The sequence below is a fragment of the Acinetobacter sp. AHP123 genome (assembly GCF_023757925.1).
In the GTDB taxonomy this organism is placed as follows: domain Bacteria; phylum Pseudomonadota; class Gammaproteobacteria; order Pseudomonadales; family Moraxellaceae; genus Acinetobacter; species Acinetobacter oleivorans.
In genome coordinates this window covers 1,763,442-1,775,795 of the sequence record NZ_CP092454.1, presented here as the reverse complement: position 1 = coordinate 1,775,795, position 12,354 = coordinate 1,763,442, and the positions used below count along the sequence as shown (strand labels likewise).

Annotated in this window: 11 protein-coding genes; 5 read left to right on the top strand and 6 right to left on the bottom strand. The window is 36.1% G+C overall.

Translation table 11 applies throughout. From position 1 onward, the window contains the following. Window positions 1-24 precede the first annotated feature (24 nt). Complete coding sequence (gene znuD, locus MJX77_RS08605) at window positions 25-2,100, bottom strand: zinc piracy TonB-dependent receptor ZnuD (RefSeq protein WP_252061204.1); 2,076 nt, start codon at window positions 2,098-2,100, stop codon at window positions 25-27. Between the two features lie 137 nt (window positions 2,101-2,237). Here znuD and MJX77_RS08600 point away from each other — a divergent pair, with 137 nt between their 5' ends. The 3 genes from MJX77_RS08600 (at window position 2,238) to MJX77_RS08590 (ending at window position 5,326) form a co-directional block, all read left to right on the top strand. After that, entirely contained in the window at window positions 2,238-3,002 is a 765-nt protein-coding gene (locus MJX77_RS08600; protein WP_151826652.1) for a DUF4184 family protein, read from the top strand. Between the two features lie 170 nt (window positions 3,003-3,172). Then, entirely contained in the window at window positions 3,173-4,957 is a 1,785-nt protein-coding gene (gene aspS / locus MJX77_RS08595) for an aspartate--tRNA ligase (protein WP_004789117.1), read from the top strand. A gap of 147 nt (window positions 4,958-5,104) precedes the next feature. Then, on the top strand, window positions 5,105-5,326 hold the full coding sequence (locus tag MJX77_RS08590) for a hypothetical protein (RefSeq protein ID WP_252061203.1): 222 nt from the start codon (window positions 5,105-5,107) through the stop codon (window positions 5,324-5,326). Window positions 5,327-5,360: 34 nt separating this feature from the next. Here the strand turns inward: MJX77_RS08590 and MJX77_RS08585 are convergent, their stop codons facing one another. From MJX77_RS08585 to rfbB, 5 genes are read right to left on the bottom strand one after another with little or no spacing between them, the layout of a single operon-like run. Beyond that, window positions 5,361-6,209 carry a glycosyltransferase family 2 protein gene (locus MJX77_RS08585; RefSeq protein ID WP_252061202.1) on the bottom strand — a complete coding sequence of 283 codons (849 nt, stop codon included), beginning with the start codon at window positions 6,207-6,209 and terminating at the stop codon, window positions 5,361-5,363. After that, on the bottom strand, window positions 6,209-7,336 hold the full coding sequence (locus MJX77_RS08580; protein ID WP_252061201.1) for a DegT/DnrJ/EryC1/StrS family aminotransferase: 1,128 nt from the start codon (window positions 7,334-7,336) through the stop codon (window positions 6,209-6,211). Before MJX77_RS08580 ends, MJX77_RS08585 begins: the two co-directional genes overlap by 1 nt. Then, window positions 7,336-8,190 (bottom strand): WxcM-like domain-containing protein, encoded by an 855-nt coding sequence (locus tag MJX77_RS08575; RefSeq protein ID WP_252061200.1) that lies wholly within the window; start codon window positions 8,188-8,190, stop codon window positions 7,336-7,338. The genes MJX77_RS08580 and MJX77_RS08575 overlap by 1 nt, the downstream gene beginning before the upstream one ends. Window position 8,191: 1 nt before the next feature. Continuing rightward, on the bottom strand, window positions 8,192-9,064 hold the full coding sequence (rfbA, locus tag MJX77_RS08570) for a glucose-1-phosphate thymidylyltransferase RfbA (protein WP_252061199.1): 873 nt from the start codon (window positions 9,062-9,064) through the stop codon (window positions 8,192-8,194). Beyond that, entirely contained in the window at window positions 9,064-10,122 is a 1,059-nt protein-coding gene (rfbB, locus tag MJX77_RS08565) for a dTDP-glucose 4,6-dehydratase (RefSeq protein WP_252061198.1), read from the bottom strand. Before rfbB ends, rfbA begins: the two co-directional genes overlap by 1 nt. A 264-nt stretch (window positions 10,123-10,386) precedes the next feature. Between rfbB and MJX77_RS08560 the strand changes: the two genes are divergently transcribed. Together MJX77_RS08560 and MJX77_RS08555 are read left to right on the top strand one after the other, a co-directional pair. Further along, the gene (locus MJX77_RS08560) at window positions 10,387-11,229 is read left to right on the top strand and encodes a glycosyltransferase family 25 protein (protein WP_252061197.1); all 843 of its coding nucleotides are present in this window, start codon (window positions 10,387-10,389) and stop codon (window positions 11,227-11,229) included. A gap of 6 nt (window positions 11,230-11,235) precedes the next feature. Continuing rightward, window positions 11,236-12,339 (top strand): glycosyltransferase, encoded by a 1,104-nt coding sequence (locus MJX77_RS08555; RefSeq protein WP_252061196.1) that lies wholly within the window; start codon window positions 11,236-11,238, stop codon window positions 12,337-12,339. Window positions 12,340-12,354: the final 15 nt, after the last annotated feature.

Genomic DNA, 12,354 nt, shown 5'->3' with positions numbered 1-12,354 from the left:
CAAGTTTAGTTTCGTGTTAAAGCCTTAAAAACTAAAATCAACACCTACCGTAAAATTGCGTCCAACTTGTGGAATATTTGATAAGAAAGATGCATGTTGATAAACCGTGTCATCTAACAAGTTATTCGCTTTCATATAAACACGATAATCTGTTTTTGCACCATATTGCCCAGAATATGCCACTCCAAGATTAAGCATGTTATAGCCTTCAGTTTCGGTCTCGTAAGCTGCTATCTTGTCTTGGTTAAAGACATGATAATACTCGGCAGAACCACTAAAACCATCACCAAAATCTGCGTCGACTTTAGTACCTAAACGTCCTGCTGGAATACGCGGAGCATTACCTTCTGCATCAATTTTACCGCGTACATAATCACCAAAAGCACTGATTTTGTACATTGGGGTAATTTGATAACCAATTTCACCCTCTGCACCATAGAAGCGTGCTTTATCTTGAGTGTATTGAACTAAACGGAAGTCTTTATAACGGTCAAGGGTTTGCGCATAGATGTAGTCATCAAACCAGTTATGGTAAACATGAAGATGGTAATCAAGTTTGTTATTATCAAAATGCAAACCTAACTCAACATTATTCGATTTTTCCTTACTGAGTTGATCATTTCCTAACTCATAAGTATTTGTCGCAAAGTGCCCACCATTTGCATATAACTCTTGAGCTAAAGGTAAACGTTCCTGATGTGAAGCGACAAAAGAAAGTTTGTAGTTCGGTGCAAACTCCCAATTCGCAGCACCTGCGTAAGAAAATGCAGAGCCATCAAAATCTTGTTTAGAGTTATCGTCTACATCAACTTCTTGCTGATCTGCACGTGCAGAAAGCTCAAAATGTACGTCTTTCCATTGTTTATGTTCTAAAGCAAATACGCTCCACTTTTTGGTAGTGGTCGGAGCCATAAATGCTTCTTCGCCAGTTAAATCTAATTTCTGTTGACCTAACTGTGCGCCAATTACGCCTTCCCAACTTGCAATCGGGTTATGTACTAACTCAATACGTCCATCATAACCTTTGTTTTGGAATCGGGTTGCAATTGTTCCCTCTTCAATTTCATCATGCTGATAGTCAGTATAGCTTGCTTGCGCACGTAACTTTTGGAAGCCTGCAAATGGATCATTTAACTCGGTTTTAAAATCGTAACGCTCAGATTTTAAATCAATCCATGGGCCGCCATGTTCGTGTTCATGTTCTTCATGCTCATGATCGTGACCTTCTTCACCCTCTTCATGTTCATGGTCTCCACAATGCAAATGCGGTCTTCCACCTAGATGAGCGCTACAACTTTCGTATTCATGGCTATGCCCCGGTAAGCCATACTGGTCTCTGCGGTTGCTATAAGAAATACCCGTATAACCACGGTCATAAATCCAAGACAAACCAACATTAACCGAGTCACCCTGCGCAAAAGTATTGTCTACACGGCGCTCTTTTTCACCTTCATGAATATAATTGGGCGCAATATAATTATTCGCATCACGAGTTAACCCCTCAACACGTAAAGCAACCTGGCTACCCAAGCCAACAGTTACGCCAGCGCTCGCCAGTTTTTCATCACTTCCAGTGTTGTAACGTAAGCCAACTTGTCCTTCATAACCATTTTCAGGCATTTGCGTAGGGATCTTGTTATCAATGACGTTGACTAAACCACCGACAGTCCCCGCACCAAACAGTAAAGTTGAAGGGCCGCGAATTACTTCGACTTGTTTCGCAAGCACAGGATCTACAGTAACAGCATGGTCAGGAGACAAAGTCGAGACATCAATATTTTCTGATGAATTTTGAAGTACTTTAACGCGTGGCCCATCTTGTCCACGAATCACTGGACGACTCGAACCCGCCCCAAACTGATTAGCGTAAATTCCGACTTCACTACTCAGCGCATCCCCAATGGTGGCGGCCCCTTGCGATAAATGCTTTTGATCAACAACAGTATCTGCAACTGCAAAATCTTGTGAAGTTTGCTCAAGTGGATGAGCCTTAATTCGAATAGTTTCTAACTTTTCAACATTTTCACTTTCTGCTGCAAACGAAGGAACGGATATGACAGCTAAAATGGATAAGGTCAAAATATTTTTATAAAACTGCATTGGATGTGTCCCGGATCACGATATGTTTTATTTTTGTTATATTATAACATTTCGTTTGTTTTGCAATAAAAAACATTTCTCATTCGACGATTCGTTAGACTGGTCAACTAAATGATGTGAGTAATTTTTGATTTCTAATGCCTTTTACCATCTCTCATGCCGTTATAGCTCCTCCCTTATCTAAGCTTAGCCAAAACACTTTACCGATTGCTGCGTTAGCCATTGGCAGTATGACACCCGATCTTTACCGCTTATTTACAGTTCAGTCCAGCATGCTGACGCACCAATGGAAAGGTCTGATTTATCCCAACCTTGCATTAGGCCTCGCCTTTTGTGCAGTTTGGTATTCTCTTTATCGTCCAGTGGTGTACCGTTTTTTTGGTGTGCAACATGATCTTGGCCTCAGCTCTTTAAAACGTATTTTTATATTTTTTATTGGCGTTATATTTGCACTCATTGTCGGTATAGCAACTCATCTCATTTGGGATGGTTTAACACATTCAGACTTTCGAACGTTTGTATTTAAAGATGTATTAGCGACAACTATTCATCTTTTTGGTCATCCCTACCCTTTGCACCGTCTTTTACAACTTGGCTCCTCTGCTCTTGCCTTACCTTTTCTTGGTTGGATGGGTATTCACTATTACCAGCGCTACAAACAACACTGGAAAGTAAGTAAAAAAATTAAAATTTTCGCGTGGTCTCTGTTTATTCTATCTACAGTCTTAGGCTTATTTTCATTTTGGGATTATGCACGTTACATACCCCATGAGGTTTGGCATGCCGATACCTATTATTTTACAGGCCGTTCTATCAACGAGTTTATGCAAGGTTGGTTAAGTACCTTTAGCTTAGGATGCTTATTATTCTTGTTTTTAGATCGACAACAAAGAATGGGATGAATCACAAAATTTGCTGCCAAATTGCTCATTTTCAGGTTAATTTCCGCGGTTTTTTGATCTAGTTCTTGTGGCAAACCATGCAACAGGGCATAATCGAAAACTTATTTTTTTGACGGTGCGCGGTTTACGCATCCGTCTTTTCAGCCAATATAGTTTGGATATTTTTCATCATGATGCGAACTCATTACTGTGGCTCTTTAACTGAAGCCCAAATCGACCAAACCGTTACACTATGCGGTTGGGTACATCGTCGCCGTGACCATGGCGGTGTTATTTTCCTTGATATGCGTGACCGTGATGGTCTCGTTCAAGTGGTTATTGACCCAGATACTCCAGAAGCATTTGCAACTGCAGATAAAGCACGTTCTGAATATGTATTAAAAATTACAGGTCGTGTTCGTCGCCGTTATGAAGGTACTGAAAATGCCAACATGGTGAGTGGTCAAATTGAAGTTTTAGGTAAAGACATCGAAGTTCTTGCCGCTTCAGAAACACCTCCATTCCCTTTAAATGATGAAAATACCAATATTTCTGAAGAAATTCGCTTGAAATATCGTTTCTTAGATATTCGTCGTCCTGAAATGTTGGATCGTTTACGCTTCCGTTCTAAATTGACCAATCTTATTCGTAACTATTTCGAAGATAATGGTTTCTTAGACGTTGAAACACCTATTTTGACACGTGCAACTCCTGAAGGTGCGCGTGACTACTTAGTACCAAGTCGTGTACAAAATGGTAGTTTCTATGCACTTCCACAATCACCACAATTATTCAAACAATTGTTGATGGTGGGTGGTATTGATCGTTACTACCAAATCGCGAAATGTTTCCGCGACGAAGATTTACGTGCTGACCGTCAACCAGAATTTACTCAAATCGACGTTGAAACATCGTTCATGAGTGACGATGACATTATGGACTTAATGGAAGTCCTGACTGTGAAGATGTTCGATGAACTTCTTGGCGTTAAATTCGATAAATTCCAACGTATGACTTACGCAGATGCAATGCGTGACTATGCATCAGACAAACCTGATATGCGTATTCCTTTGAAACTCGTTGACGTTGCAGACTTAATGCAAGAAGTAGAGTTCAAAGTATTTGCGGGTCCTGCAAAAGACCCTAAAGGCCGTATTGTTGCTTTACGTGTTCCAGGTGCAGCGTCATTGCCACGTAGTGCAATCGATGAATACACTAAATTCGTTGGCATCTATGGTGCAAAAGGTTTGGCTTACATCAAAGTTAATGAACTCGCTAAAGGAATTGAAGGTCTTCAATCTCCAATCGTGAAATTCATTGAACCAATCGTACTTGAATTGTTGGCACGTGTTGGTGCGCAAGATGGCGATATCGTATTCTTTGGTGCTGATAAAGCTAAAGTTGTAAATGATGCAATGGGCGCGCTTCGTGTGAAGATTGGCCATGATTTGAATCTTGCAACTTGTGAGTGGGCTCCACTTTGGGTTGTTGACTTCCCAATGTTTGAAGAAACTGACGATGGCAAATGGACTTCTGTTCACCATCCATTCACTCTACCAAAATCAAGTGTAGAAGAAGTGAAGAGCAATCCAGGTGAAGCACTTTCTGTTGCTTACGACATGGTATTGAACGGTACTGAAGTTGGTGGTGGTTCTCTACGTATTTATACGTTAGAAATGCAAAAAGCGATTTTTGAAGCGCTTGGTATTTCTGATGAAGAAGCAGAAGAGAAATTCAGCTTCTTATTAAATGCACTTCGTTACGGCGCTCCTCCTCACGGTGGTTTGGCATTTGGTCTTGACCGTTTAGTAATGTTAATGACTGGCGCGACTTCCATTCGTGACGTTATTGCATTCCCTAAAACTAAGACTGCTGAATGTCCACTTACTCAAGCACCTGCTCCTGTTGAAGCAAATCAGCTTCGTGACTTGGGCATCCGCTTACGTGAGAAGCCAAAAGCTGAAGAATCTAAATAATTTTTAGATTCTCAAATTAAAAAACCCTGCTTATGCAGGGTTTTTTATTGAGTAAGATCAATCATATATTTCGCTTAAGTAAGCTATGCTTTGCGAATAAGCAGGTCAGTGGCATAATAGGCTGCTTTTAATTTAGAGGTCAACTTTATGGCAATGCGCCCTGATGTACGTCGACATGCTTTAATCGTAATTGTATTCTCTCTTGCGCAATGGTTTTTCATGCGCTATATCCTTGCAAATGAATTATTTAACATCACTACAAGTCAACGTATTCTTTATTTCTGTGTAAGTAGCTTGGCTGGTGCATTGCTTATTTTTGTTGCACTGATTTATATGGTACTTAAAGGAAATGCAGATAAACAGGGGTAAATATTCCTGTTTTATCTGTAATCCAAGACTTATCTCATTTCTTTTGAATCAAAAATTTTTTTAGCCAATATTTTATATAGGTTATATATTTCACCGGATAATAAATAAATATTCCTTTAGATTTATAATGATATTTCAAAATTAAGCGATTAATTTTAAACTCAGCATCCAGAAAATACTTTTCCTTATGGTATGGTTGAATAACTTTCATCATTTCAACAGCCATTTGCAAACCATTTTGAGAAAAACTCTCATCGTGAATACGATACTGGCAAACTACTTCTGGAATATATTTTAAAACTTTACCTTGTTTAGTCAGTTTTAATAACATATACCAATCTTCAATTTTCATGTTTTCATCATAACCACCAACTTTTATAAGATCATTTAAATGAAACATCTGCGTTAAAGTTGGTAAATCATGAAGATTTAATAAAATTTCATCAAAGCTATATTCAAAATGAGTCGAAATTCGTTGTTCTAAAACTTTACTCTGGGAATCAATTAACTCTATAGCAGCAAATACACCATTAACTTCTTTATGAGTCTCTAAATATTCTACTTGTAATTGAGTTTTATGAGGCAACATCATATCATCAGAAGCAATCATACTTACATATTTACCCTGACATAAAGAGAGAGCTTCATTTAAAGTTCGACAAAGGCCTTTATTTGATCTGGTATTAAAATATACTCTAGTAAATCGCCTCTCACATTCTGGTAAAATGTCTTTAATTTTATCCACTGATCCATCTTTAGAGCCATCATCAATTATAATCAACTCAATATTCAAATATGTTTGAGCTATGATGCTTCTAATACTATCTTGAATATAAATTTCATGATTATAACAAGGAATTACAATAGAAACTAAAGGCTGCATTAATTAGATCCTTGTGGCACAAATATATTGCATAACTCAATAATATATTTAGTTTCTTCAGTAGTTTGAGTAGGACCGATTGGCAAACTTAACACTTCATCATGAATACGTTCAGTTAAAGGAAAACTTAGCTCATTCCATTCTTTATAGGCTTGCTGCTTATGAGGAGGTACTGGATAATGAATTAGTGTTTGTACTCCATTATTTTTAAGAAAATTATAAAGTTCATCTCGATATTCAGTTTGAATAACAAATAAATGCCATACATGCTGAATATAATTTCTAGCATCAATATTAAATAATGGCAACTGAATAAAAGGATTTTGTATTCCTTCTAAATAGAGATTAGCCAATTCACGTCGATTTTTAATCTCATTCTCTAAGTACTTTAATTTTACATCTAGCATGGCAGCTTGAATTTCATCAAGACGACTATTTACACCAGGTACTAAATTTTTATATTTCTCATGAGAACCATAATTACGAAGAGCACGTAACATTTGTGCAAGTTCTTCATTGTTAGTGGTTACAGCACCAGCATCTCCTAATGCCCCTAAATTTTTACCTGGATAGAAGCTGAAACCAGAAGCATCTCCCCAGTTCCCAGCTTTTATTCCTTTAATTTCAGCACCATGTGACTGAGCTGAATCTTCTAATACAAGTAAATTATATTTTTTTGCAATTGCCATAATTGCAGGCATTTCTGCCAATTGCCCATACAAATGAACAGGTAAAATGACTTTTGTTTTTGGAGTAATTGCAGCTTCAATTTTGTTTGGATCGATATTATAAGTATTAATATCTGGTTCAACTAAAACTGGAGTTAGGTTATTTGCAGTGATTGCTAAAATACTTGCAATATATGTATTTGATGGGACAATTACTTCATCACCATCATTTAGTTTCCCCAACTCTTTCCATGCTCGAAGTGTAAGAATCAAGGCATCTAAACCATTTGCAACTCCTATTGCAAATTTTACTCCACAATATTCCGCAAAATTTTGTTCAAATTGAGCTAATTCATTTCCACCAATATACCATCCAGAATCTATAACACGAGTGCAAGCCTCAATGAGTTCTGCACGATATTGACTATTTATACTTTTCAAATCTAAGAAAGGAATCATTATTTCACATAGCCTTTAATAATTGCCGGATTTCCTACTACAATTGCATTTTCCGGAACATCTTTGGTTACTACTGCACCTGCGCCAACCAATGCATTTCGACCAATTCTTATACCTGGTAAAATGGTAGCATTACCGCCAATACTTGCCCCTTGTTCAACTATAGTTTTTAGAAACTCATCGGGATATTGCTTTGAACGGGGAGCCTTATCATTTGTAAAAGTAACACTAGGGCCAACAAAAACGTTATCTTCTAATGTAACACCATCCCACACATAAACACCTGATTTAATTGTGACGTTATTACCAATTTGGACATCATTTTCAACCATAGTGTGCGCACAAATATTACAATTTTCCCCGATAACTGCTTGTGGGAAAATCACACTATATTGCCAAACTTTTGTTTTCTGACCAATATTTTTAGATTTAACATCTGATAATGGATGAATATAGGGCTGATTTACTACATGCAGAAAATCATCGTAATTTCGAATATAATCCTGCTCTGTAAAGTGTTCACTTGCTAAAACTAGTAATACACAATCTTCTGAAAAATCATGCATTTCACGCCATATCAATCCTTCAACAATTAAACCTTGGGTCGGGTTATCTAAAACAACTTCTTCTTTAGTAGAACCATTATCCAAAATAAATCTACAGCTACCTTTCAAACATATTGCAACTTGTTTTAAATCAATATGAGCATGAAAGCCACGCGGTTTTTGTGACGTATTAAAAATGTAATACAAACGTTTCACATCAAAAGGAATTGACTGATTAGACTCAATCGCAACCAAACCACCTCGTTCATCGCCAAAACTAGGCAAGTCAATTAATTTTACAAGGCTCATTTTATTCAGTTACCAAAGAAATCAAATATTGACCATAATCATTCTTACTCATGCTTTGGCCGATTTCTAACACTTGAGCTTTCGTCAACCAACCATTATGAAGTGCAATTTCTTCAAGACAAGCCACTTTATAACCTTGACGTTTTTCAATAGTCTCAACGAACTGTGCTGCTTCAAGTAAGCTTGCATGTGTTCCTGTATCTAACCAAGCAAAACCGCGTCCAAGTAACTCAACATTGAGATCACCACGATCTAGATACATCTGGTTCACTGTCGTAATTTCAAGTTCACCACGATCTGATGGTTTTACTTGTTTTGCAATTTTCACTACATCATTATCGTAAAAATAAAGTCCAGTAACCGCAAAATTCGATTTTGGATGTTTTGGTTTTTCCTCTAATGAAACTGCTCGTTTTTCCTCATCAAACTCAACAACACCAAAACGTTCAGGATCTTTGACTTGATAACCAAATACGGTTGCACCCTTTTGACGGGCCACAGCTTGGCGTAGCATGGGCGTAAAACCTTGACCATAGAAAATATTGTCGCCAAGTACTAAACACACATTACTTTCGCCAATAAACTCTTCACCAATAATAAATGCTTGAGCTAAACCATCAGGACTTGGTTGAATCGCATAACTTAATTCAACACCGAATTCTGAACCATCACCCAATAATCGCTTAAAGCCATCTATATCGTCTGGCGTACTGATAATAAGAACTTCACGAATACCAGCCAACATCAAAACAGACAATGGATAGTAGACCATTGGCTTATCGTAAATTGGTAACAGTTGTTTTGAAACGCCTTTTGTGATCGGATACAAACGCGTCCCAGAACCACCTGCTAAAATTATACCTTTTGTACTCATTATGCACTTACACCTAATCTTTCTCTTTGGTAACTGCCATCTTGTACCCGGCGGCACCACTCTAAATTATTTAAATACCACTCAACAGTCTTTCTAATACCTGTTTCAAATGTTTCCTCAGGCTTCCAGCCTAAATCTTTTGCAATTTTTGAGGCATCAATTGCATAACGTAAATCATGTCCTGGACGATCCTTCACAAAGGCAATCAAAGATTCATATTTCGATCCCTCAGAAAGAGGCTTTAGCTCATCCAATATTTTACAAATAGCTTTCACAACTTCGATGTTTTGCTTCTCATTATAACCACCGATGTTATAAGTTTCTCCTACTGTCCCTTTACTCGCAACTTCATATAAAGCTCGAGCATGATCTTCAACATACAACCAATCGCGAATTTGATTTCCTTTGCCATAAATAGGCAACGGTTTTCTATCCAAAGCATTTAAAATAACTAGAGGAATGAGTTTCTCTGGAAAATGATAAGGACCATAATTATTTGAACAATTTGTCACTATCGTTGGTAGACCATAAGTTCGATTCCAAGCTCTGACTAAATGATCTGAACTTGCTTTGCTAGCAGAATATGGAGAGCTTGGTGCATATGATGTTTTTTCTGTAAATAAATCAGTTGTTCCTTCTAAATCTCCATAAACTTCATCAGTTGAAATATGATGAAATCGAAAATTTGCTTTTTTATCAGCATTTAAAGTCATCCAATATTTACGCACAACTTCCAATAAAGTATAGGTACCAACAATATTAGTCTGAATAAAAGCTGCTGGCCCATCAATTGAACGATCTACATGAGATTCAGCAGCTAAATGCATAACTACATCGGGCCGAAAAACGTCTATCACTTCAGTTAAAGATTTTTCATCACAAATATCAATTTTTCTGAATGAATAACGTGAATTCTTTTCTATCTCAAATAGAGATTCCAAATTACCAGCATAAGTTAATTTATCAAGATTTAAGACTTCATCTTGTGTAAAATTAATAATATGGCGAATAACAGCAGAACCAATAAACCCAGCTCCGCCCGTAATTAAATATTTCATTTTTCTGCTTATCCTGACACCTTAAAAAAGCATCATGAGTTATGATATACAGCTTGGTATTTTATTACTTTTTATACTAGCTTTATATCAATAAAAGAGTATTTTTCTTTAAAATTTGAATAAAATTCAACCTATTGTTAGCCTTACTCTTCACTAATTTCTTTTACTATTTGATCAATATCTTCATTGAAATTATACAGGTTTAATTTCAATTACAAAAAATATAGAATAGTAAGAATATAACTCATCCTCTCTAAATTCCACATGGCTAAAATCTTAATTCTATGTATCACATTAAAAGATAGCATTGAAAGGCAACAGAAATTAATTCAAAACATTGAAATACTTAAAAAAACAGTCAAAGATATTCAAATTGACTTTCAGTTTTTTGATGCTGTTTATGGAAAAGCTCTCCCACCAGAATACATAGTCTTTTTAGATTTGAGCCGAAAATTTGCTGGTCAATGTGAACATGTTCTTGGTCCAAGTGAGTTTGGGTGCTATCTCAGCCATATGAAAATCTGGCAACGTCTCTCCCAAGGTGATTATTCTGCTTATAACCGAGTTATCATTCTTGAAGATGATGTTATGGTTAATCTTAATCATATCAATGAAAAGCTTAAATCTTTGATCGAAACCAATCCAGATTTTGCTTTCCTTAGCGGCAATACTAAACCATCTCGCCGAAGAATTCGTGGCTATACCAGTGAAGATGGTCTATATTTTAATTTAACTGGTCCTAAGGATCTATATACTGGGGCTTATGCTTATTCTTTAACCCCTAAAACAGCTCAAAAATTTATTGAAAAACAAATCAAAAAATTATCCTATTTAGATGATTGGACATATTTACTTCAAGGTTCAATAACTTCTCCTTATTATTATTGTTTCGAACATAATGATGATATGCAAAGTAATATTGCACCAGATCGTCAAATTTTCATGAAAAAACCAAATCGTTTCAAGAAAAACTATCGAAAAATTAAAAATGATGTCATATCCCGGATTATTTCATTATTCTTATTTAAAAAAATTATTCGATTGGCAAATTTTATTACAGATCAAAAGAATATTTTAAAAAAACTAAATAATGAGCAAAATAGATAGGATCAAATGAAACATTTTTTATTTATTCAAGACCATCTACATGGTGGTGGGGCAGAGCAAATTTGCATTGATACAGCAGTAGGCTTAAAAAGTCTTGGACATCAGGTGACTGTTCTATTACTTGATGGAACTCAAATTCGTACACAATATCCTGATGACTTAAGTATTATTAAATTTAATATTGCACCTAAATTTTTGAAAGGTAGTATTAAAAAAAATAAATTAAAAGCAGTCAGTATTGACCAACAACAGCAATTACTAGAAATCATTGCAAGTCTGAAGCCAGATACTATTTTCGCGGGACATTCTCATGCATTTTGGCTATCTCCAATATTATCAGGAAATGTCTGGTACTGGGTCCATGGTGATACTCTAGGTTTAGTCATAAAAAAGAAAATTGGCTTCTTTAAATTTCTAGAAGGAATAAAAAAATTTATTGCATGTAGACGTGCATGTAATTTTCTCTTCCAAGAAAAACAGGTTATTGCTGTTAATAATGATATTGCAGATTTATTAAATAGACACGTCAAAAATATAAATGTAAAAGTAATTCATAATGGTATCCATATTGATCGTCTAATACAGAATATTGATTTGAATGCTCCAATCAAGAAAAAATGGGATGCTATTTTTGTTGGTCGCCTATCCGAAGAAAAACAACCCGATGTAGCTTTAAGAGCTTTTGCTGAAACCAATTTGGCAGGTCGTATGGCTATAGTTGGTGATGGACCTATGCTTAACAAGCTTCATCAATTAGTTATTGATTTAAAATTAGAAAATCAGGTTGATTTTTTGGGTTGGCAAAATCAACCTAGCCAATTTATAAGGCAAAGTCGCTGTCTAATTTTATCTTCACGAACTGAAGGCTGTCCTCTTATTGTTTCTGAATCTTTAATAATTGGGACACCTGTTGTTGCCTATAATTGTTGTGAGGGTGTTGAGTTTCAGCTTTCTTCGGGAGAGTTAAAAAAAGGCCTCGTTCCTTTAAATCAATTAGAAATACTTACTCAACAACTTAAAACTATTATTTTGGATCCTTACTCTATTACTGATCAAGATAAACAACGCTTAGGAATGGATGTCATGGTTAAACAGTTTGAACTACTGTAAATATCTAATGCAAAT

Coding starts and splice junctions, on each gene's coding strand:
- aspS (WP_004789117.1), top strand. CDS start 3,173: ATGATGCGAACTCATTACTGTGGCTCTTTAACTGAAGCCCAAATCGAC.
- MJX77_RS08590 (WP_252061203.1), top strand. CDS start 5,105: ATGGCAATGCGCCCTGATGTACGTCGACATGCTTTAATCGTAATTGTA.
- MJX77_RS08560 (WP_252061197.1), top strand. CDS start 10,387: ATGGCTAAAATCTTAATTCTATGTATCACATTAAAAGATAGCATTGAA.
- MJX77_RS08580 (WP_252061201.1), bottom strand. CDS start 7,336: ATGATTCCTTTCTTAGATTTGAAAAGTATAAATAGTCAATATCGTGCA.
- znuD (WP_252061204.1), bottom strand. CDS start 2,100: ATGCAGTTTTATAAAAATATTTTGACCTTATCCATTTTAGCTGTCATA.
- rfbB (WP_252061198.1), bottom strand. CDS start 10,122: ATGAAATATTTAATTACGGGCGGAGCTGGGTTTATTGGTTCTGCTGTT.
- MJX77_RS08575 (WP_252061200.1), bottom strand. CDS start 8,190: ATGAGCCTTGTAAAATTAATTGACTTGCCTAGTTTTGGCGATGAACGA.
- MJX77_RS08555 (WP_252061196.1), top strand. CDS start 11,236: ATGAAACATTTTTTATTTATTCAAGACCATCTACATGGTGGTGGGGCA.
- rfbA (WP_252061199.1), bottom strand. CDS start 9,064: ATGAGTACAAAAGGTATAATTTTAGCAGGTGGTTCTGGGACGCGTTTG.
- MJX77_RS08585 (WP_252061202.1), bottom strand. CDS start 6,209: ATGCAGCCTTTAGTTTCTATTGTAATTCCTTGTTATAATCATGAAATT.
- MJX77_RS08600 (WP_151826652.1), top strand. CDS start 2,238: ATGCCTTTTACCATCTCTCATGCCGTTATAGCTCCTCCCTTATCTAAG.